At 64.5% G+C, this 21,120-nt stretch carries 16 protein-coding genes and 1 tRNA gene; 5 read left to right on the top strand and 12 right to left on the bottom strand.

The features are described from left to right. The first annotated feature begins 6 nt into the window (after positions 1-6). From ATE59_RS01330 to ATE59_RS01315, 4 genes are all read left to right on the top strand, one after another. Complete coding sequence (locus ATE59_RS01330; RefSeq protein ID WP_058810949.1) at positions 7-1,185, top strand: iron-containing alcohol dehydrogenase; 1,179 nt, start codon at positions 7-9, stop codon at positions 1,183-1,185. A gap of 47 nt (positions 1,186-1,232) precedes the next feature. Then, positions 1,233-2,867, top strand: coding sequence for an AMP-binding protein (locus tag ATE59_RS01325; RefSeq protein WP_058810946.1), 1,635 nt, complete (start codon positions 1,233-1,235; stop codon positions 2,865-2,867). A 103-nt stretch (positions 2,868-2,970) separates the two neighbouring features. After that, positions 2,971-4,932 carry a flavin-containing monooxygenase gene (locus ATE59_RS01320; protein WP_058810944.1) on the top strand — a complete coding sequence of 654 codons (1,962 nt, stop codon included), beginning with the start codon at positions 2,971-2,973 and terminating at the stop codon, positions 4,930-4,932. A 21-nt stretch (positions 4,933-4,953) separates the two neighbouring features. Further along, complete coding sequence (locus tag ATE59_RS01315) at positions 4,954-5,928, top strand: NADPH:quinone oxidoreductase family protein (protein WP_058810943.1); 975 nt, start codon at positions 4,954-4,956, stop codon at positions 5,926-5,928. Positions 5,929-5,932: 4 nt separating this feature from the next. On the opposite strand, the gene ATE59_RS01310 is transcribed toward ATE59_RS01315, so the two are convergent. The 11 genes from ATE59_RS01310 to ATE59_RS01260 form a co-directional block, all read right to left on the bottom strand. Further along, positions 5,933-7,165 carry a cytochrome P450 gene (locus ATE59_RS01310; protein ID WP_003046894.1) on the bottom strand — a complete coding sequence of 411 codons (1,233 nt, stop codon included), beginning with the start codon at positions 7,163-7,165 and terminating at the stop codon, positions 5,933-5,935. 19 nt (positions 7,166-7,184) lie between these two features. Beyond that, positions 7,185-8,072 carry an MBL fold metallo-hydrolase gene (locus ATE59_RS01305; protein ID WP_058810942.1) on the bottom strand — a complete coding sequence of 296 codons (888 nt, stop codon included), beginning with the start codon at positions 8,070-8,072 and terminating at the stop codon, positions 7,185-7,187. A gap of 15 nt (positions 8,073-8,087) precedes the next feature. Then, positions 8,088-10,370, bottom strand: a complete 2,283-nt coding sequence (locus ATE59_RS01300) for a TonB-dependent receptor (protein WP_058810941.1) — start codon at positions 10,368-10,370, stop codon at positions 8,088-8,090. Between the two features lie 119 nt (positions 10,371-10,489). Continuing rightward, positions 10,490-11,107: a TetR/AcrR family transcriptional regulator gene (locus ATE59_RS01295; RefSeq protein WP_003046902.1), complete on the bottom strand. Its 618-nt coding sequence runs from the start codon at positions 11,105-11,107 to the stop codon at positions 10,490-10,492. A gap of 448 nt (positions 11,108-11,555) precedes the next feature. Next, on the bottom strand, positions 11,556-12,599 hold the full coding sequence (locus ATE59_RS01290) for a helix-turn-helix transcriptional regulator (RefSeq protein ID WP_231737138.1): 1,044 nt from the start codon (positions 12,597-12,599) through the stop codon (positions 11,556-11,558). A 245-nt stretch (positions 12,600-12,844) separates the two neighbouring features. Further along, positions 12,845-13,306 (bottom strand): hypothetical protein, encoded by a 462-nt coding sequence (locus ATE59_RS01285; protein ID WP_058810939.1) that lies wholly within the window; start codon positions 13,304-13,306, stop codon positions 12,845-12,847. Between the two features lie 562 nt (positions 13,307-13,868). Continuing rightward, a tRNA-Glu gene (locus tag ATE59_RS01280) sits at positions 13,869-13,944 on the bottom strand. A 91-nt stretch (positions 13,945-14,035) separates the two neighbouring features. Beyond that, positions 14,036-15,805: a single-stranded-DNA-specific exonuclease RecJ gene (gene recJ / locus ATE59_RS01275; protein ID WP_058810938.1), complete on the bottom strand. Its 1,770-nt coding sequence runs from the start codon at positions 15,803-15,805 to the stop codon at positions 14,036-14,038. After that, positions 15,802-17,343 carry a PH domain-containing protein gene (locus ATE59_RS01270; protein ID WP_058810937.1) on the bottom strand — a complete coding sequence of 514 codons (1,542 nt, stop codon included), beginning with the start codon at positions 17,341-17,343 and terminating at the stop codon, positions 15,802-15,804. The genes recJ and ATE59_RS01270 overlap by 4 nt, the downstream gene beginning before the upstream one ends. Beyond that, the gene (locus ATE59_RS01265) at positions 17,340-17,870 is read right to left on the bottom strand and encodes a PH domain-containing protein (RefSeq protein ID WP_003047161.1); all 531 of its coding nucleotides are present in this window, start codon (positions 17,868-17,870) and stop codon (positions 17,340-17,342) included. The genes ATE59_RS01270 and ATE59_RS01265 overlap by 4 nt, the downstream gene beginning before the upstream one ends. Positions 17,871-17,895: 25 nt before the next feature. Continuing rightward, the gene (locus tag ATE59_RS01260) at positions 17,896-19,857 is read right to left on the bottom strand and encodes an alkyl/aryl-sulfatase (protein WP_058810936.1); all 1,962 of its coding nucleotides are present in this window, start codon (positions 19,855-19,857) and stop codon (positions 17,896-17,898) included. Positions 19,858-19,959: 102 nt separating this feature from the next. Here ATE59_RS01260 and ATE59_RS01255 point away from each other — a divergent pair, with 102 nt between their 5' ends. Next, positions 19,960-20,442, top strand: coding sequence for an NAD(P)H-dependent oxidoreductase (locus ATE59_RS01255; RefSeq protein ID WP_058811271.1), 483 nt, complete (start codon positions 19,960-19,962; stop codon positions 20,440-20,442). A 12-nt stretch (positions 20,443-20,454) separates the two neighbouring features. Here ATE59_RS01255 and ATE59_RS01250 read toward each other — a convergent pair whose 3' ends face one another. Next, positions 20,455-21,090 (bottom strand): glutathione S-transferase family protein, encoded by a 636-nt coding sequence (locus tag ATE59_RS01250; protein ID WP_058810935.1) that lies wholly within the window; start codon positions 21,088-21,090, stop codon positions 20,455-20,457. Positions 21,091-21,120: the final 30 nt, after the last annotated feature.

Below are 21,120 nucleotides of genomic sequence, written 5' to 3'. Positions count from 1 at the left end.
GAGATCATGTCTGAGATCACCCCGAGCGAATTGCGCTTCACCCGGACCGAGCGGGTTACCATGGGCGCCCCCACGGCTGAGGCGATTGCCGACCAGGCCGCCAAGATGGGGTGCAACAAGGTTTTTCTGCTGGCATCGACGACGCTGCGCGAACAAACCGGCGAAATCGGCGTGATCGAGGCGGCGCTTGGCGACCGCCACGCCGCAACCTTCAGCGGGATCGCGCCGCACGCACCGCGCAGCGATGTCCTCAAGGCCGCCGATGCCGCACGCGCCGCGGGTGCCGACCTGATCGTCTCGGTTGGCGGAGGTTCGGTCACCGACAGTGCAAAGATCGTCGCCCTGCTGATCAAGCATGATGTGCGAAGCGTCGAGGCGTTCGAACCCCTGCGCACCTTTGTCACCGATGCAGGCGAGGTGATCAACCCGATCACGATCGGTCCCGATATTCCGGTCATCTGCGTGCCGACCACGCTTTCCGGCGGAGAGTTCAACGCGCTGTCGGGCGCCACCGACGAGGTCACCCAGCACAAGCAGGGCTATGAGCACCGCAACATGGCGCCCGTCATGGTCGTTCTCGATCCCGCCATCACGCGCCACACGCCCGAATGGCTCTGGCTCTCGACCGGCGTTCGTTCGGTAGACCATGCGGTCGAGACCTTGTCCTCCTACCAGTCGAACGACTTTGCCGACGGTCTTGCCGAAAGCGCCCTGCGACTGCTTGTCGAGGGGCTGCCGCGCGTGAAGGCGGATCCGGGCGATCTCGAAGGTCGCCTTAAATGCCAGATCGGCGCATGGCAGTCGATGATCAGCATCATCGGCGGCGTTCCGATGGGTGCAAGCCACGCAATTGGCCATATTCTGGGCGGCACCTGCGATGTCCCGCACGGATATACCTCCTGCGTGATGTCGCCTTATGTCCTGGCGTGGAACGCCGAGCATGATGCAAGCCGTCAGGCGCGCACGCTCGCGGTACTCGGGGGCGAGCATGCGAGCGCTTCGGCAGCGCTCGATGCCTTCATCGCGGGGCTGGGAATGCCGCGGAGGCTGAGCGATGTGGGAGTAGACGAAAGCCGCTTCCAGCAGGTCGCCGAATATACGCTTCTCGACATCTGGGGCCGCACCAATCCCCGGCCGGTCACCTCGGCCGCCGACATCCTCGAAATCCTTCGGCGCGCCGCCTGACGATGTCGGCAACCGAAACGATAGCCAAGGAAGAGAGGGGGCTGACTATGCCGGACGCTGCGCGCGCGCGAGATTTTCAGGATCCGCGCATTCCCAATCGCGACGAATGCGTGCTGCGCTACCTGCTCGACCGCTGGGCGGCCGAGCGGCCCGACAAGGCCCATATCGTCTTTCCGGACGGGTCCGAATGGAGCTTTGCTGACATCCACGCCCGCGTTCGCGCCAAGGCCGCCGGCCTGCGCGCGCTCGGCGTCAAGCAGGGCGATCATGTGGCGGTGTGGCTGCCAAATGGACCCGACGCGCTTTTGGCCTTTTATGCGATCAACTACCTCGGCGCCGTCTTCGTGCCTTTCAACACCGCCTATCGGGGCGGCTTGCTCGAGCATGTGCTTGCCAACGCGTCGGCGCGGCTTCTGCTGGTTCACCCCGATCTTGTACCGCGCCTCGCCGAAGTCGATCTTGGCGGTCTCGAACGCCTTGTCGTCACGACAACCGGCACCGTGGCGCAAGCGCCTCTTCCGGTGGTGCGTTACAACGATGTGGCGGGCGACCCCTCGGACGGATTGCCGCTCGAACGGCCGATCGAACCCTGGGACATCCAGTCGATCATCTACACGTCGGGCACGACGGGTCCCTCGAAGGGCGTCCTGTCGTCCTATCTTCACATGTTCTCGAATGCCGGCCCCGAAAGCTGGCCGATGGTGGGTGAGGACGATCGCTATATGTGCGTCGCGCCGATCTTTCACATCGGCGGGATGGGGCCGCCGTTCGTCATGCTCGCGCGCGGCGCTTCGGTCGCGCTGATTGACAATTTTTCGACCGACGAATTCTGGGCAGTCGCAAAGCGAACCGGCGCCACCGTCGTTTTTCTGCTCGGCGTCATGGCTACATTCCTGCTCAAGGCGCCTCCGGCCGCGCAGGACCGCGACCACGGGGTCAAGAAGGCCTTCATGGTGCCGTTGACCGGCGATGCGCCCGCCTTCACCGAGAGGTTCGGCATCGATATCTACACGATCTTCAACATGACCGAGATTTCCTCGCCGATCGTGTCGGAAGCCAATCCGGTGAAGGTCGGCACCTGCGGGCGGGTGCGCCCGGGGGTGGATGTCCGCCTCGTCGACGGCGACGATTGCGAGGTCGCCATCGGCGAAATCGGCGAGATGCTGGTCCGCACCGACCGGCCCTGGGCGATGAACAGCGGCTATAATGCGAACCCCGAGGCGACCGCGGCGGCGTGGCGCAACGGCTGGTTCCACACCGGCGACGCCTTTCGCCGTGACGAGGATGGCTATTATTATTTTGTCGATCGGGTCAAAGACGCGATCCGCCGCCGGGGCGAGAATATCTCGTCCTTCGAAGTCGAGGCCGAAGTCTGCCGCCACCCCGACGTTCGCGAGGCGGCTGCTATCGCCGTGCCGAGCGAATATTCAGAGGATGAGGTGATGGTCATTGTCGCACCGGTGCCCGGCCGGTCGATTGACTGCCGCGCGCTCGCGCAATTCCTGATCGAAGCCATGCCCTATTTCATGGTCCCGCGCTATTTTCGCGTGTTGGACGAACTGCCCAAGACGCCGTCGGCAAAGGTGTTGAAGACCGATCTGCGGCGCGAGGGGGTCACGCACGACACTTGGGATCGCGAGGCGGCTGGCCTGCGGGTTCGCCGCGAATCCTTCTCGCCATGATCCTTCCGGCCTCCGCATCGCGAGCGGAGCACCGCCCTCGCTTCATCGGCGTCGTGGCCGGCGCACGCGCCCGTTTTTCCGCTTTTTTCAGGATATTTGTCAGATGACCCAACCGATAACCGACCGCCCGATCGCTGCGGACCGGATCGACTGGCCGCTTTTGGAATCTGGGGTGGAGCAGGCGAACATCCCTGCCCTGCTGATGCTGCTTCACCAGATGACCGGCGAGGAAAAGTGGCTCGAAGATCCCTATCGGCCGGCGCGCGCACCGGGCCTCGATGACAATGACAGCGGCCAGCTGCCCGAGGACATCCAGCGCGAGGTGCGCGAAGCCGCACGGCTGGCAATCAAGGCCTGGCTGACGGGCACGCCGCTCGCCCTGCCGCGGCCCGACAATACGCATCTCGCCAGGATGCTGAGCGTGGCAATGACCGAGCATGTCCCCGAGGAATATGGCGATATCGTCGCCGCCGGGATGCTGTACGCGCCGATGCCGCGTGCGATACCGCCCTTGCTCAAGACCAAGTCGGCGATCGTGATCGGAGGCGGAATCTCTGGCATTTGCGCCGGGATCGAGCTTCAGCGGCTGGGCATCGATTATGTGCTGTTCGAGAAGAACGAGGATTTCGGCGGCACCTGGTTCGAGAATCGCTACCCGGGATGCGGGGTCGATACGCCTTCGCTGACCTATACATTCTCGTGTCGGCCGAACGACTGGTCAAAATATTTCCCGCTGCGCGACGAGATCGAGAATTATCTTCTCGAAACCGCGCGCGAATATGGGCTGGCGGCGCACGCACAGTTCAATTCGAAGGTCGAGTCGGCGCGGTGGATCGACGACGCGCAGCAGTGGGAGGTCGTGGTCTCGAAGCCCGATGGCAGCACGGCCGCGCATCGCGCGGACTACCTCTTCAGCGCGGTGGGCATTCTCAACATCCCCCGATATCCGAGCATCGAAGGTCTCGACGGCTTTGAGGGCGAAGTGATCCACACCAGCCGCTGGCCGCAAGGCGCCGATCTTTCGGGCAAGCGGGTAGCGGTGATCGGCAATGGCGCATCGGGCATGCAGGTTGCTCCGGCGATTGCCGACGAGGTGCGTTCGCTCACCCTTTTTGCGCGGTCGAAACAATGGGCGGCGCCGTTTCCGCAGTTCCGCAAATCGGTTCCCGACGGCGTGCGCTATCTGATGCAGGCCGTGCCGCTCTATCGGGCCTGGCTCGAACAGCGCCTGTCGTGGACGTTCAATGACCGCGTCCATGGCACGCTTCGACGCGATCCCGACTGGCCGCACCCCGAACGCGCGGTCAATGCGATCAACGATGGTCACCGCCGCCATTTCACCCGCTACGTCGAGGAGCAGCTGGCCGAACGGCCCGACCTGATAGCGGATGTGCTTCCCGACTATCCGCCCTTCGCGAAGCGGATGCTGCTCGACAACGGCTGGTATCGCACGCTCCTCAAGCCCAATGTCCGGCTGATCCCCGAACATCTGGCGCGGGTGGAAGGCAATCGATTGATCTCGTCATCGGGGATCGAGGTCGAAGCCGACGTCATCATTCTTGCGACCGGATTCCAGACCACCCGCGTTCTCGGCTCCTATGAGGTGATCGGACGGAACGGCGCGTTGCTGCGCGACATCTGGGGCGAAGATGACGCCGCTGCCTATCTCGGGACACTGGTGCCGGGCTTTCCCAATCTGTTCATTCTGCTCGGTCCCAATGTCGGTTCGGGCCATGGCGGCAGCATGATCCGCAACATCGAAAACCAGATGCATTTTGCGGGCGAAGTCGTTCTTGCAAGCGCCGCCCGCGGGGCCGACACGGTTGAGGTGAAGGATGAGGTTTACCAAGACTATCGGCGGCAGATCGACGAAGCGCATGAGAAGCTTGTGTGGACGCATCCTGGGACCGAGAATTGGTACCGAAACGCGAAGGGCCGCGTGATTGCAATCACGCCGTGGCGTAACGATGCCTTCTGGCGCATGACACGCTCGCCCAATGCGGACGACCTGGCTTTCGGGCGGCAGGACAGCGAGGGACTCAATGCCCGCGCCGAAGCCGGTTAGGCGGCGACGAGGCCGAAACCGATGAAAGTCTTTCAAGGCCGCCGCCTCGGCGCGATCGAGGATTTCACGATCGAGGAGCGGGCCAGCGTCCCGCCGGGTCCCGGTCAAATGCGCGTCCATGTCGAAGCGACCGCGCTCGGTTTCGTCGATGCACTCGTGATGCGCGGCCTTTACCAGGTGCAGCCGCCTTTGCCCTTCATTCCGGGAGGCGAGATTGTCGGGCGCATCGAGGCGGTGGGGGATGGTGTCGAGGGCTTTACGGAAGGCCAGCGCATCGCGAGCTGGCAATTCGGCGGCGGGCTCGCCGAACAGGCGATCGTCAGCGCCGAAAGCAGCGTGGCAGTGCCCGATGCCCTTGATGCTGCAGGCGCTTCGGCGTTGATCCTCGACTTCCTGACGGCCTATTACGGGCTGTTCGATCGCGGCCATTATGAAGCAGGCCAGTCGCTGCTCGTTACCGGAGCATCGGGCGGGGTGGGATCGGCGGCGGTCCAGCTCGCCTATGCCAGCGGCGGCCGCGTCGCCGCCCTGGCCTCGGGAGACGCCAAGATACGCCATGTTGCGGGCCTCGGCGCCGAGCTGGTGCTCGACTATCGCAATCCCGAATGGCGCGCCGACCTCAAGACCCGCTATCCTGGCGGGATCGACCGCGTGTTCGATCCGGTCGGCGGCGCGCTGTTCGAGCCCTGTTTCCGCTCGCTCGCCAAACATGGTCGGCACCTGGTCGTCGGCTTCGCGTCGGGTGACGAAATCCCGCGGCTTCCTGCCAATCTGCCTTTGCTCAAGTCGGGGGAGTTGGCGGGCGTGGATGCGCGTTATCTTGGCGAAAGCGATCCGGCGCGGGTGCGGACGATTCTTGACATCATCTTCCGCCTTGCCGAGCGCGGCCGGATCCGGCCTGTCATCGCTCAGAGCTTCGCGCTGTCCTACGCCCCTGCGGCGCTACGCGCTCTCGCCTCGGATACACGGATCGGAAAGATCATCGTCACGCCCTGACGCGTCACCACTGCGCGCGAAGCGCGCTCATGCCGCGGAACAGAAATCCCTCGCGCCATGCCGGTGCGTCGACATCGACGGTCAGCCCCGGCAAGCGCGTCGCCAGCCTTTCGAAGGCGATCCGGCCTTCGAGCCTGGCCAATTCGGCGCCGACGCAAAAATGAATGCCGCCGCCAAAGCTGAGGTGCCGAGCCGCATTGCCGCGACCGATATCGAAGCGGTCGGGATCGTCGAACAGCCGCGGATCACGGTTTCCGGCACCAATGAGGGTGAGAACCTTCTCGCCCTGCGCGATCGGCTGTCCGCGGACTTCGGTTGCTCGCAGCGCGGTGCGATAGGTTGCAATGAGCGAGCTTTCGTAGCGCAGCGCTTCATCGACCACGCCTGCAGCAAGGGTTTCCGGTTCGCCGACAAGACGCCGCCACTGATCGGGAAAGCGGCTGAAGCAGAGCAGGCCGTTGCCGATCATGTGGGCGGTCGTCTCAAAGCCAGCCCCGAACAAGCCGATGGCGACGGTGACCAGTTCATCGTGCGAAAGCGCATCCTCGGCGCCTCCGGCCTGGACCAGCGCGGTGGCGAGATCGTCCCGGGGCGCCGCCTTTCGTTCGTCGAACAGCGTCTCGAAAAATTGCTGCAACACGGCGATCTGGCTATTCGCGGTTGCCAGTTCCGCGTCGGTCAGCGCGCGCGCTTCAAAGACGATGAAGCTTTGCGCAATGGCATCGATTACCGTTTTGAGACGGGCATCTTCGGGATCGATGCCGAGCATGTCGCACATGACGCGGACCGGAAGTTCATAAGCGAAGCGCGCGATCAGATCGCCTTCACGGTCGGCGGCGAAATCGTTGATCAAGCGATCGGTGATCTCACGAATACGCGGCTCCATGGCGCGAACGCGCCGTGCGGTCAGGGCCCCCGTCACCAGTCCGCGCACGCGAGTATGATGCGGCGGGTCTTGCATCAGAAACACCTCGGACAGCCATTTATAGCCTCGCTGTCCCATCACATCGAAATCCGGGCCATAGAAAAGGCGAATATTCTCGACAAAATCGCCCTGCCCGAACGCCTCGCGGTTCATCAGGACCGAGCGTATATCGTCGTAGCGGCTGACCACCCAATAGCCATGCGCGGACCGGTGGATCGGATCCTGCTCGCGAAGCCGGGCAAAGGTTTCGTAAGGATCGGCCTTGAGCGACGCATCGCCGGGCGAAAAGGGCGGCAGGGGAAGCTCGGTCATCGCAGTGCCTCGATCAATGCTATGCAAAACGCGGCCGGTATGTCCCGTCATCGGCGCGCTCCACGAACAACGAATGAGGGGCCCCGAAATGCGCGGGGACGATGCGCGCTCCCCTGGCGCTCGCGCGCTCGAGCAGATGCCGCCGGCTCGCAGCCGCCTGCGCCCTGTCCTCGCAATAGACACTGTTCCAATCGGGGCGCAGCACCTGCATCGGGTGATGCAATATGTCGCCGGTGAAGAGTGCAACCTGACCCTGATCCTCGACTTCGAGGACCATGTGACCGGGCGTGTGCCCCGGAAAGGTCCAGGCGCGCATCCCGGGGGCGATCTCGGCGCCATCGTCGATCAGTTCAGCGAGGCCTGCATTGATGATCGGCAGGACGCTGTCCTCGAAGACATTGGCGTTGACTCCGGCACCGGCGAGGTTCGCATAAAGTGGCTTTTCGGGATTCCAGGCCGCTTCGTCCGCACGCGGGAAATGGTAGCGTGCGTTCGGGAAGGTCGGCAGCCAGCTGTCCTCGCGCCATTCGGTGTTCCACCCGACATGGTCGATGTGAAGATGCGTGCAGAAGACCGTGTCGATATCGCCTGCTGCGAACCCTGCCGCCTCCAGCTCCGCGAGAAATGGCGTCGCGAGATTGCCGAAGATCGGAATGCCGGGACGATCCTTGGCGTTGCCCGCACCGGTATCGACGACGATCCGCTCGGTTCCGGTATCGATGAGCCAGCTTTGCAGATAGCCATAGATCATCCCGTTACGAAAGAAGGCGGGCTCGAAACCCGCCGCCTGGGCGGCGAAGGCAGCGTCCTCATATTCCGCGAAGAGTGCCTCGGGCGGACTGAAGCCGCCCTGCCACTCCTCGAGACGGAAGACACGGTAGCGGCCGATACTGAACGCTGCCTCCATGCCGCAATACTCCAATCAGAAATCGACCCCGAGTGTCACGCCGTAGGTCCGCGGCGGCCGCAGCGACCCCACCGACACAAAGCTGTACAGCGGCGCGGAGATGATCGTGTTGGCTAGCGCATATTTGTCGGTCAGATTCTTGCCCCACAGCGCGAGCGACCAGCGTTCGTCGGGAGACCGGTAGGTAATGCTCGCATTGGCCAGCGCGAACGCCTGCTGCCGCGCGTCGCGGTTGTTGAATTCGGTGAAGAAGACCTCGTCCTGCAGATTGACGTCGGCGGAGAGGTCGAGGAAGCCGGCGCTACCGAGCCGGAAACGCTGGTCGGCAAAGGCCGCGACCGTAAATTTGGGCGCGTTGGACAAGCGGTTGCCCGACAGATCGACGAGGGCCGGGTCGGTCGGACAAGCCGGATACTGCGGCCTGCCGGGACTGCCCGCCCCATAATAGCCGTTGCAGAATTCCTTGTATTTCGCGTTGAGATAGGTGCCGTAGACCCGGATCGTGGTGTTCTCTCCGGGACGGAAGTTGGCTTCGAGCTCGACCCCGTAGTTGCGCGCCGACGCCGCGTTGATCGTCTCGACGATGCTGTTGGCGTTGACGAAACCGACCTGCAGATTGCTGTAATCATAATAGAAGACGGCACCGGCGAACCCGAATTTGCGGTCGGCGGTTTCCCCGCGGAAGCCCGCCTCGTAGCTCCAGACATATTCGGGGTCGATGACCGAGTTGATGCTGCCGATGTTGACGACACCCGATTTGAAGCCGCGCGTGACCTTACCGTAAAACAGCGTGCCGCCCGGGGTGCGATATTCGATCGCGAACTTGGGCGTGATCGCATCCCAGCTGCCGCTCTTGTCGGTCGGGATATCGAGGCCCTGCGCCTCGAAGGTGAAACGCCCCACCCCGCTGCGCCTTTCCCAGTTATAGCGTGCGCCGGCCGTCAGCGTCAGGTCGGGCAGCAGCTCGTATGACGCTTCGAGATAGGCGCCCGCCGCCTTGGTCTTGACGGTGCCGCGCTGGAGATAATTGCCATTGTCGAACTGGTCGGCGGGGAAACTGGTGCCTAGAACGATGTTGAAATAGGATGCCAGGTTGACGGTCGGCACGCGCACCTCGCCGAACAGACGTTCGTCGAAATAGGTCGCACCGCCCAAAAGCGACAAGCCGCCGGTCTTGTAGGTGAAATTGACCTCCTGGCTGAACGACTTGCTGTCCTCGGTATAGTTGTTCTGACCGAAGGCATTGATATCGCTGACGTCGAGATCGTCGCGATTGAAACGCTTGAACTTGCGGTAGGCGGTGGTGGAAACCACCGAGAGATCGCCCGAATCCCACGTCAAAATGCCCTGAACGCTCGATCCGTCACGCTTGTTGACCGCGTCTTCGTCGGAGTAGATGTTGCGCAGGTTGGGCTTTTCGCCGCGCGCCGCATAATAGTCGAAGATCGTTTTGCCGCCGAGGAGCGACGACGCCAGCCCCGCTTCGGGAACCACGGTCGGACCGAAATAGTGGAAGGCATAATTATTGTCGTCCTCCTTGAAGTGATCGGCGACGATCAGCAGGTCAAGGTTCGAGGAGAATTTCGCGAGCAGCGATCCGCGAATGGCATAGGCATCGCGGTCATCGACAGGGTTGCCGGTGAACAAGTTGGTGCCGTAGCCGTCGCGCTTTTCATATTTGCCCGCGACGCGAAACATCAAATTTTCGCCGGTGATCGGTCCCCCCAGCGCGCCTTCGAGCGTCCGCGCGTCATAATTGCCGTAAGTGGCACGGGCATAGCCGCCGAATTGGGAGGTCGGCCGCGCGGTGACGATATTGATGACGCCGCCGGTCGCGCCGCGGCCATATGTCGTGCCCTGCGGTCCGCGCAGCACTTCGATCTGCTGGACGTCGTAAAAGCCGCTGAGCTGCGCCGCCGGGCGGCTGATCATCGCGCCATTCTGCAGGAAGGCCACGGCGCCGTCGGCGCCAAGGTCGATGCTGGTGAGGCCGATGCCGCGAATGAAAGTGCGGTTGACGCCGAATTGATCGCCGACCGAGACATTGGGCACCGCCGAGGCGAGATCGCCAGCGTCTTCGATACCGCCCGCGCCGACGTCGCCGGCACCGAGAACCGAAATCGAGCCCCCTGTATCTTCCAGCGCCTTGCCGGACTTGGTTGCCGTTACGATGATGGCACCATCCTCGCCGGCCTCGGTGCCGCTATCGCGCGCAGTTTCCTGGGCGAACACTGGCGCTGCGACGGCAATCGAAGCCGTGGCAGCCGCCGACAGCAGTAGCTTGACCTTGAAATTCATATCGCCTCTCCCTGATATACCGGGCTTATAATTATCTACCCGCCAGTATTTGATTATCTGTTTGGGCCAATCGGGTATCGAAACCCGCTCCGTTTTCCGCCTGTGTCAGATTCCTTTTGCTATTCCGCGCCTGCCAGCCGCAGCGCGGCCTCGACGAGATATTCGATCACCTCGTCGGCGGTGCGTTTGCCGGTCGGCGAGTACCATGTCGGGATCCAGCTGATGAGGCCGCCGATCCAGACCGCGATGAACGGATCGATGTCGGCGCGGAATTCGCCGCTTGCGACGCCTTCGCGGATCATCGTGCCGATCTGGTGATCGAAGCTGTGCCGCAACCGCAGGATGCGCTTGTAATCATCGGCGGAGAGATGCTTCATCTCACGCTGATAGACGACGACATATTCCTGCCGGTCGATGACAATCCGCCCGACCTTGCGCACCACTTCGGCAAGCCTTGCACGGTGGCTCTCATGCCGATGCGCCAGCACATCCTCAAGCACCGCGAGGGCCTCGCTGATGCCGACCTCGCAGATCGCCGCAAGGATCGCTTCCTTGTTCCTGAAATAGGAATAGAGAAAGGGCTTCGTGACGCTGAGCTGGCTGGCGACATTGTCGAGGGTGCAGCTGCTGTAGCCGCGCTCGTAAAAAAGATGGCTCGCAGCCTCGACGATGCGGTTGACCTTGAAGGCAACGAACTCGGATTTGAGCGAGGCACCGGGGGCGCGGGGATTTATCATGGAATCACTGGACACGGCCACCGTCATAGCATCGACCCAAGGCAGTCGGATAGTGACACCAAAATCTCCCTCCGCGGTGCCATTCTGTCGATGGCGAGCCGTTGGAATAACTATGCCGCAAAAATTATCTACCTGCTAGTAGTTTTTTCAGGATGCTGGTATTTTTGCGGAACTGCGACGAAAACGCCACCGGGGTCACCATGGCGGCAGTCGCGAACAGCGCTGCCGCCGCGACCAGCCGGGCTGCGAATGATGCGGTCAGCCGATTAAGCGCGCACCTGTTGTCTTGAACTTTTGCCGATCTGGCGGCGGTGCGCCTGGCCCGATGGGTCAAGCGCACCGCCCGCTGACGACTGTGGGTCGCAGATCGCCGTCAGCGATTGCGAATAGAGCCCAAGCCTGCGTGCGGTTCATCCTCCAGATGGAGGATGGGACGGAGTTTTTTCGATCAGTTCGGAGCGGTTGCACCGAGCCGGGCCAGCAGCCCGGCAAGGTCGGACTGTCGTGACGTACCCGTTTTCTCGAGCACACTGCGAATTTGGCTGCGCACCGTAGTGATGGCGACACCGCCCGACGCCGCGATTGTTTCAGGCGTTTCGCCTCGGGCGATACCACTGGCAACGCGCGCTTCCGACGGCGTCAGGTCAAAAAGCGACTTCATCAGCGTTGCCGAAGGCACGCGATCCGAAGCGACCGGCACCATCATCAGCAAGGCATAGGAATCCCCAAAAACATCGTGCGCGCCGCGCGGAACCGGGATCAGATGCGCAACCTGCCGGGGCGTTCCCGCCGCGTCGCGCACCGGAAACGATCGCGCGCTGATGGCGGGTGCCGAGGTCAGCGATGCCAAGGCGTCGTCGAGGAGCGCGTCTGCCTGCCTGTCTGCCAGTCGCAGGCGGCCGTGGGCACCCAATATCACAAGCGATGACACATCGGTGCCAAGGGGGCTCATCTCGACAACTTCACCGCCGGCGCGCAGGAGAAAAGCCGGCAGTTGCATCGCGGTCAGCGCCTCGGCAGCGCCCTGCGCGCGCTTGTGCTGCATGCGCGCGCTCACGAGCGCGCTGCGCGCCAGATGCGGGCGCAGCAGGTTGAGCCGTGCCACGCTTTCGGCCGCGACGGGGCCTTCAGAAAAGGCCCGCTCGACGCTGAACACGATATTGTCACCGGTCGACACCTGGACCCCGGTTCCCGCCGACCATCCCAGCCCGCGCGGACGGAAGAAATCGCGATACACCGGATCGGCATCGATTTCCTCGTCGCTCCAGAAATCATGCTCGACGAAAAAGGAGGGCTCCTCGCGGCCCATCAGACAAACGCGTCGGCTGCATTTGCCGAACCATCCTTCCTCCACATAGGCTGCAAAGACGTCGGCTACTCGCTCGGAAGCTGTCCAGTTCAGCGCCTTGCGCGCCGAGAAGAGAAGCCCACCCGCCGATCCCGCGAGCGCCGCCACCTCGTCGAGAACCGCCGGCCATGCCTCCGGGACCACCGAGCATTCGTAAATCCGATCGACAAGTCCGTCTTGCATTCTTGATCCCCGCCGGCAGATGGGGACATTGTCGTCACCTTCGTCCAAATGGCAAGAGTAAGGAGCGCAGCCCGTAAAGCGCGTCTTCCCAACCAGGTTGAGGCTTTAGACAAGGGCCTGCTCCCTCATACAACGACTGGCGGCTATGCGCCCGAAACCAGGCGTAGCGCCGGATAACTGACGGCCTGAGAGTTGCCATCCGCGCGTTAGGTGAAATTACCGGATTGGCCAATCTCAAGCGTGAATATGAGATCGTCGAAATCGTCGTCGAACTCTCCATCGTTGCAAAGATAGCGCCGACTTCCGGCATCTCCCTCCACAATCATCGCGCCCCCGCCGCGCCAAGACTGCATGACCCCGTCGCCCATGTCCCAGACATTTTTCACTGACAACAGGCCGTCGCTCGAATTGACACGGAATTCGGAGGTGACCGGGGCAGTATCCTGCCACAACACGATAGATTTATCGAACCTCTCGCCATTCACCACGAAATGCCCGTTTGTCGTGAGGTTGATTCCCTGCTTCCACTTGGCTGAAATAAGTTCAAATCGAATTCTGACGTCGGCACCGTCTCCTATGCTGACCTTGTCCACCATCTGCACGGTCCGCCCGTTATATTCGATCGGTTTCCCACGAGATTCCATGAACATATCTTGAAATACGATCATCTCATTGCCTTACACGCCGAAAGGGGGTCTTTAGTCGGACGTTCATCAGGCCAAACGTGCTGGACGTCAAATCGCCCACCACCTCGCTGTGGCCGGAGCAATTGAGATTGTCAAAGCGAGAGCGCTGAATTCCTTGCCCTTTGAGGGGGTAGCATTCCAAGCTATTGACGATGATACCCGCGTCTCGATCTAAGCCCCGGATTGCGGAACGTCCGCGTCCCATCCTTCGCGCCCGACAGGGGCTCAGCGCCGCTGGCTGGCACAACCGCTGACGCTGACCGGTTGCGGACTGTCGGGTGTCGGTAACAATCCTCCGAAAGCGGACGAAAGCCCATTGGAACGAATTTAAGAAGGCCAATCAGCGCCAATTCGCCGCGCTTGATGCCAGAGCGATCGTTCGGCCAAGCCCGGGCTGCGGCGGCGGAGGTAAAAGATTCTGCTGCGCGGATCGCGCCAGAGACCCTTCGGATCCGTGATTGTTCGTCCTTTGTGTACTCGTCTGGTGTACCCACCGAGTCACTCACGAACATAAAACCGAGAATTCCGCGCCTTTCCGGCGATTTGGTGACCCCTACGGGACTCGAACCCGTGTTTTCGCCGTGAAAGGGCGACGTCCTAGACCGCTAGACGAAGGGGCCGTCGTTCGGTGAAGCGGCGCCTTAGACGGGCCGGTCGGTGCGGTCAAGCCGTGGTGGCGGCGCGTACGCAAAAATATTGCGCCGCGCTGTTTCATTCGGCCCAGGCGGCATCCTCGAGATGGAGTTCGGCGGCGGGGCGGCTGCCCCAATCGTCGCGCTTTGCGCGCCCTGCCAGCCACAGCTTGCGCGAACCGCGCGCATGGAGCAGCGTCTGGCCGAGTTCGGTTTCGGCGCTGCGAAAGGCGATCGCCTTGAAACGCGCGCCATCGTCGCCCGCGACGATCAGCCGCAGATGGTCTGTGCCGACCACCCCCGATTCGACGATTCGCACCAGCCCGGTGGCGACGCGCGGCGCAGGCCAGCCGGCGCCGTAAGGGCCGGCGCTCTCGATCGCTTCGCACCACAAGGGATTGATCCCGCGCGGCGCGAGCACCGCGTCGATCAGCAGCGACCTGTCGCCGCTCGCGCGCTCGACATCGGCAGCCAACCGCTCGTTCAGAAAGGCGCCGAGCGCATCGACCCGCGCGCGCTCGACCGTCAGCCCCGCGGCCATCGCATGCCCGCCGCCCGCGACGAGCAGCCCTGTCTCCTTGGCGGCCAGAATGGCGGCCCCCAGATCGACGCCCGAGATCGAGCGTCCCGATCCCTTGCCGACGCCATCCTCGTCGAACGCGATGACGATCGCCGGGCGGTGCAGCTTTTCCTTGAGCCGCCCCGCGACGATACCGATGACGCCGGGATGCCAGCCGTCGCCCGCGACGATCGCCACCGGCGCGTTCGCGGTCGCGCCGCTTGCCTCGATCGCGGCGTCGAGCACCGCCGCCTCGATCGCGCGGCGCTCCTCGTTGAGCCGGCACAGCTCCTGCGCGATATCCGCCGCCTCCTGCGGGTCACCGGTGGTCAGCAGCCGGACGCCGAGGTCGGATTTGCCGACGCGCCCGCCGGCATTGATCCGCGGCCCCAGCGCAAAGCCCATGTCGCTCGCCGTCGGGGGCTTGGTCAGCCGCGCCGCATCCATCAGCGCCGCCATGCCGATATTGCCGCGCCGCGCCATCACCTTCAGCCCCTGCGTCACCAGCGCGCGGTTGAAGCCGGTGAGCCGCGCGACGTCGGCGACGGTGCCGAGTGCGACGAGGTCGAGCAGCTCGATCAACTGCGGTTCGGCACGGCTACCGAAAAAGCCGCGCGCGCGCAGCGTGCGGAGCAGCGCCGCCCCGAGCAGGAAGGCAACGCCGACCGCGGCGAGATTGCCGTGCACCGCCGCGCCCGGTTCTTCATCGAGGCGATTGGGGTTCACCACCGCAAAGGCCTGGGGCAGCGTGGTCGCGCATTGGTGATGATCGACGACAATCACCTCGACCCCCGCGGCCTTCGCCTCGGCGATCGCGTCGAACGCCTGCGCGCCGCAATCGACGGTAACGACGAGCCGCGACCCCGCTTCGCCGATCCGCACCAGCGCGGCGCCCGAGGGGCCATAGCCTTCCATCAGCCGGTCAGGAATATAGGCGCCCACCGGCACATCGAGCGCACCGAGCAGGCGGACGAGCAGCGCCGCCGATGTCGCGCCGTCGACGTCATAATCGCCGAAGACGGTCACCGCCTCGCGCGCCTCGACCGCATCGGCGAGCCGCGCCGCGGCGGCATCCATGTCGCGGAACAACGAAGGGTCGGGCATGAAACCGCGCAGCGTCGGAACGCGCTGGCGGTCGAGATCGTCGCGCGCGACGCCGCGCGCGAGCAGCAATTGGGTCACCAGATCGTCGGGGGCGAGGCTTTCGCCGCCCATTTCGGCGCTCGTACGGCGCCAATGCCACGGCTGGCCGAGGATCGAGCGGGTGATGCCGAGGGCGGCGGTAGTCATGCCGCCGTTCCTGCCCTGAGGATGCGCGCGCGTAAAGCTCGCGCGTCGGCGAGCGGAATGGCCGGGATTTCATGCGCGCCGAGCGCGCTGCCGCCGGGCACGCCGAACACGAGGGTTGCAAGGCCGAGCGGGCGGAGGAGGAAATCGGTCTTGATATCGACGCTCTGCACCGACGCGTGCGGCAGCAGCGTCGTCTTCGGCTTCCACCAGCCGCGGCGGATCACGACCATCTCGCCAAGGTCGGTCCACAGATGAAAGCGCGTCGCGAACAGCGCGCCGGCCGCGAGCAGGGGAGCGGCGATCAGGCCGAGCCAGCCGACCGCATTGCCCAGAATCAGCGCGATGGTTCCGCCGGTCGCTGCCGCGACCGCGCCGATGACCGGGCCGATGGCGATGATGCGGTGGCTGTGTTGCCACGTCTGGCCGGGGCTGGGGCGCGGCATCGCAACCTCGGCGAGCACCCGATCGATTTCGGCGAGCCGCCCGAAGGGGACGACCTGATGGTCGGGCTCCTTCGCTCCGTCGCTCGCCAGGCTTTGCAGGCGCAGTTCGTGCCAGCCGAAGCGCTGTCGCAGCCAGCCGGTGACGAGGATCGCCGCCTGCACGCGCTTGACCGGCATCGCCACATCGGTGCGCGTCGTCAGCCCGCGCGTGCGGCGCAGCGCGCGCGGTTCGCGCACGAGGCGAAAGCCCCAGTTGGCAAAGATCATCATCGCGATCCCGCTCGCAAAGCCGATGACGAGCAGCGACAGGAGCGCCCCGATACCGGCGACCCAGCGATGCGCGAGTACCCAATTGTCGAGGCCATAGCCTTCGGCCAGATCGACCCAGTCGATGGGGTTGAAGACGTTGAAATCGAACGGCAGCAGATTGTCGAACAGCTGCATCGACGCGCCGACGACCGCGAGCGCGGCGAGCGAGAAGTTGAACAGGCCCGCGACGAGCAGCCGGCGCGGATCCATTGCGAAGAGCAGCCGGTCCTCTGCGGCATCGCCGCCGCCTTCGGTGGCGGCGCCCGAGGGATCGGCAACCTGCGTGTCGGCGGCATCGCTGCGCCAGGCGCGGATCGCGCCGCGCAGCGCCTGCGCTTCGTCGAACCCGATGGCATCGAGATCGCCGTCGCCTTCCTTGCCGCCGCCCGCGCCGGTTTCGAAATCGACCTTGGCGATGCCCAGCGCGCGCGCGATCAGCCCCTGTTCGATACTGACGTCCTGGATGCGGTCGAAGGGGATGGTGCGGTGCTGGCGCGCGAACACGCCGCTCTCGATCACCACCGCATCATCGGTCACGGCATAGCGGAAGCGCAGCCAGGCAGCGATCGCGACGAGCAGCGACAGCAGCAGAAAGGCGAGCAGCGCGGGAACGACATAGGCCCATTTGCCCGCAAAGCCGATCGCCGCCAGCGCGGGCAGAAAATTGAGCGAACGCGGGCCGAGCTTGACGATCGCCAGCGCCAGCGTCGCCGCGTGCAGGCGCTGCCAGTCGGGTTCGACATCGGCCGCCCGCGCGGGCGCCGCGGCAGGTTCGCCCTCGCTCATGCGAAGTCGGTCTGGATGTGGTGGCGGATCGTCTCGCGCATCGCGGCGGCGAGATCGGACCGCAGGCCAGGCAGCGTGACCGTGCTGTTGTGCGTCCCCGAGGTATGGACGACGAGGTGCGACAGACCGAACCAGCGCTCGATCGGCCCCTGCCCGACGTCGATGTGCTGGACGCGCACGAAGGGGACGATGGTGTCGGTGCGGAACATCCAGCCGCGCGCGACGCGTAATTGCCCCGCGCCAATGTGATAGCCCCACCGCTGCATCCGGCGCGACGGCAGCATGACGATGACGAGGAGCGCGACCAGCCAGGCCAGCGCGGTGAGCAGGCCGAACGGACCGCCGATGTTGCGGATCAGCAGCGCGTCGGCGACGCTCGCGCCGATCGCCAGCGGGACGGCATTGAGCGCCGCGGCGATACGCAGAACGTGGCGATAGGCGGGATCGACCGGGTCGAGCCCCTCCACCGCGTTGAGCGCATCGGGTGCGAAGGGGTCGATGGGCGGCGCGGCGTCGGTATCGGTCATCGCCCTTCGTTAAGCGCAGCGCCCCCTATGGCACAACAATATTGAAGCGCGGGTCGGCGGGCGGGTGCATCGCGAACCACGACAGAAAGGCCATGCGGTCGCCCTCGATGCGGATCGCGCCCGATTGCATCAGCGCCGGAAACTGCGCCTGACCGAGCATCACATCGTCGAGCGTGCTGCGATCGAGCGTGATCGTCGCGGTCGGCGCGGCGTCGGTGACGCCATAGCGCGGGAATTCGACCCCGCCCTCGACGACGACCGCGACGCTTTCCTTGCTGTCGGGCATCACGAACTGGAACACGCCCTTCTGCGCCGCGCCCTTCACCGCGTCGAAGCGGGCAGCAAGCGAATCGAAGAAGACCGCGGTCGGGATCGCGCTGATGAACGACCGGCTCTGGCCGTTGCTGGTGCCGCCAGCGACCGCATTCCCGCGCAGCGTCGCGGCCGCGGCGAGATAATAGTTGCGCCACGCCCCCGATTCGGCCTGATAGCCGAGCTGGTCATAGGCCGAGGCGAGCGCGGCGCGCGCCGCCTGATTGTCGGGCGCCGCGAAGACGAGCTTGTTCAGCATTTCGGCCGCCCAGCGATACTCACCCTTGGCGATGGCGTCCTTGCCCGCCGCAAGCAGCTTGTCGGGGCCGCCCGCCAGCGCGACATATTTGGGCGCGCTCTCTTCGGGCGGCAGCGGGTTGAAATTGGCCGGATTGCCATCCCACCAGCCGAAATAGCGCTGATAGGTGGCCTTCATGTCGTGATTTAGGGTGCCATAATAGCCGCGCGTCGAAAAATCGCTTCCCTGCACCGCCGCTTCGGGAGTCTGGTCCGCCAGCTCATGCAGCGTCGCGCCCCGGTTGGCGAGAAACAGGGTGCGATCGTGGACATAGCGATAGGCGTCGCGCTGGTTCGTGAGCAGCGTGCGGACCTCGCCCGCGCCCCATGTCGGCCAATGGTGCGATCCCATCGCAACCTCGGCGCTGCCGCCCCATTTGAGGAGCATCGCATCGATCACCTTCGACCAGCGCAGCGCGTCGCGGACCTGCGCGCCGCGCAGCGTCAGCACATTGTGCAGATTGTGGGTCACCACCTCGGTCGTGTGGAGCGCCTTGTAGGCGGGGATGTAAAAGACGAACTCGGCCGGCGCCTCGGTGCTGCCCGCGTCCATGAAGTCGAAGGCCAGGCCGTCGATGGTCAGCGTCGCGCCGCGCGCGGGCACGGTTTCGGTCGGCTCCATATAGCCGATCGTTCCCGACGACAGCTTGGGGCCAAGCCCGGTATCGACCTGTCCTGTCGGCCCGGGCGCGAGGATCGCCCCGAACATATAGAGCGCGCGGCGCCCCATCGCCGGGCCGGCAAGGACATTTTCCGACGTCGCCTCTTCGGAAAAGCCGTGCGGTGCAATGATGCGGATCTTGTCCTTCGTCACCTGTTCGGGGGTCACGATGCCGCCGACGCCGCCGAAATGATCGCTGTGGCTGTGGCTGAAGATCACGGCGCGGATCGGCAGCACGCCCGTCTTTGCCTCGACCGTGTCGGCGAACAGCTTCCACCCCGCCGCAGCTGTTTCTTCGGACAGCAAGGGATCGACCACGATCCATCCGGTCTTGCCCCGAATGATCGTCATCACCGACAGGTCATAGCCGCGCAATTGCCAGATCTTGTCCGGCACAACCTCGAACAGCCCGTGCACCGCATTGAGCCGCGCCTGCCGCCACAGCGACGGGTTGACCGTGTCGGGGGCCTTGGCCCTGTTCAGAAAGTCATAGGGTCGGCGATCCCAGACGATCCGGCCATCCTTGCCCGTGATGACGCCGTCCGGAATCTCGGCGATCTTGCCGCGCAGCACATTCGCCTCGTCGCGCGGGTCGTCGAGTGGCAGGCGCTGGGCGAGTTCGGCCTGCGCGGCACGGGTCGCCTCGCTCGCCGCATCCTGCGCCGCCGCGCCGCTCGCCCACAGCATGATCGGAATCAGACAGATCGCACGCTTCATCGCATCCTCCCCTTTTGGTCCTGCTTGCGCCTTGTGGCATGGCTTGGCAAGCGGATGCCCGGCGGGTGCGGGCTTCGCGCGACGCTAGAGGATATTGCGGCGATGAAATGCAAATTGCTTATCATTTGGCACAGCCGCACCGGCGGCAGCGCCGCGCTCGCCGAGGCGGCGGCGGCAGGCGCCGGCGACGCGGCGCGGCGCGGCGCGGCGGACGATGTGACGCCGGAGATGATTAAAGCGGCGGCGGGCTATCTGTTCGTCGGTCCCGAAAATCTCGCGGCGCTGTCGGGCGCGATGAAGGAGATGTTCGACCGCTGCTATTATCCCTGCCTCGGCCGGATCGAGGGGCGCCCCTATGCGACGATCATCTGCGCCGGCTCCGACGGCGAAAATGCCCAGCGCCAGCTCGACCGCATCGCGACCGGTTGGCGCCTGCGGCGTGTGGCCGATCCCGTCATCGTCAATACCGATGCCCAGACGCCCGAGGCGATCCTCGCCCCCAAGACGATTGCGGCGGACCGCCTTGCCGAAGCGCGCGATCTGGGCGCCGCGCTCGCGGAAGGGCTGGCAGCAGGGATTTTCTAGCGCCGGATGCCGTCAGGCCGGGTTCGCCGCCTGCATCTCGGCGATCAGCCCGTTGTCGATGTCCTTGGCCCGCCGGTATCCCGCGCGATCGCGCAACGGCGCGACATAGGCTTCGAAGGCGGGGCGCGTCGGGATCGTCCCGAATTGCAGACCCCAGTCGAGTTGGCTGCCTACATAGACGTCGGCGGCGCTGAAGCGCCCCTCCGCAACGAAGGCCTTGCCCGCCACCGCCGTTTCGAGCGCGTCGAGCGCCTTTTCGAACGAGCCATATCCCACCATCCGCTGCTGCTCGGCGCTCGGCACCCAGCCCGCATGGGTGTTGGTCACCGCGGTTTCGAGCGGCCCGGCGGCAAAGAACAGCCAGCGGTAATAGTCGGCGCGCGCCTCCAGCGGCGGCGCGAGCCCCGTATCGGGAAAAGCATCGGCCAGATAGGCGCAGATCGCGGCGCATTCGGTAACGACCTTGCCCCGGTGGACGATCGCGGGCACCTTGCCCATCGGGTTGATCGCCAGATAGTCGGCGCCCTTCATGCTGTCGTCATAGCCCAGGATTTGCGTCTGATAGGGCGCGCCCACCTCTTCGAGCATCCAGCGGACGATCTGTCCGCGCGACATGGGGTTGGTATAGAAAATCAGATCGTCGACCACCGTTGCTCTCCCTTGCTGCGAGTCGCAAAG

Source organism: Sphingopyxis sp. A083, assembly GCF_001468495.1.
Taxonomy (GTDB): domain Bacteria; phylum Pseudomonadota; class Alphaproteobacteria; order Sphingomonadales; family Sphingomonadaceae; genus Sphingopyxis; species Sphingopyxis terrae.
The sequence above is the reverse complement of the archived record's forward strand: the minus strand, read 5'-3'. Positions and strand labels throughout refer to the sequence as shown.

Coding starts and splice junctions, on each gene's coding strand:
- ATE59_RS01330 (WP_058810949.1), top strand. CDS start 7: ATGTCTGAGATCACCCCGAGCGAATTGCGCTTCACCCGGACCGAGCGG.
- ATE59_RS01325 (WP_058810946.1), top strand. CDS start 1,233: ATGCCGGACGCTGCGCGCGCGCGAGATTTTCAGGATCCGCGCATTCCC.
- ATE59_RS01320 (WP_058810944.1), top strand. CDS start 2,971: ATGACCCAACCGATAACCGACCGCCCGATCGCTGCGGACCGGATCGAC.
- ATE59_RS01315 (WP_058810943.1), top strand. CDS start 4,954: ATGAAAGTCTTTCAAGGCCGCCGCCTCGGCGCGATCGAGGATTTCACG.
- ATE59_RS01310 (WP_003046894.1), bottom strand. CDS start 7,165: ATGACCGAGCTTCCCCTGCCGCCCTTTTCGCCCGGCGATGCGTCGCTC.
- ATE59_RS01305 (WP_058810942.1), bottom strand. CDS start 8,072: ATGGAGGCAGCGTTCAGTATCGGCCGCTACCGTGTCTTCCGTCTCGAG.
- ATE59_RS01300 (WP_058810941.1), bottom strand. CDS start 10,370: ATGAATTTCAAGGTCAAGCTACTGCTGTCGGCGGCTGCCACGGCTTCG.
- ATE59_RS01295 (WP_003046902.1), bottom strand. CDS start 11,107: ATGATAAATCCCCGCGCCCCCGGTGCCTCGCTCAAATCCGAGTTCGTT.
- ATE59_RS01285 (WP_058810939.1), bottom strand. CDS start 13,306: ATGATCGTATTTCAAGATATGTTCATGGAATCTCGTGGGAAACCGATC.
- recJ (WP_058810938.1), bottom strand. CDS start 15,805: ATGACTACCGCCGCCCTCGGCATCACCCGCTCGATCCTCGGCCAGCCG.
- ATE59_RS01270 (WP_058810937.1), bottom strand. CDS start 17,343: ATGAGCGAGGGCGAACCTGCCGCGGCGCCCGCGCGGGCGGCCGATGTC.
- ATE59_RS01265 (WP_003047161.1), bottom strand. CDS start 17,870: ATGACCGATACCGACGCCGCGCCGCCCATCGACCCCTTCGCACCCGAT.
- ATE59_RS01260 (WP_058810936.1), bottom strand. CDS start 19,857: ATGAAGCGTGCGATCTGTCTGATTCCGATCATGCTGTGGGCGAGCGGC.
- ATE59_RS01255 (WP_058811271.1), top strand. CDS start 19,960: ATGAAATGCAAATTGCTTATCATTTGGCACAGCCGCACCGGCGGCAGC.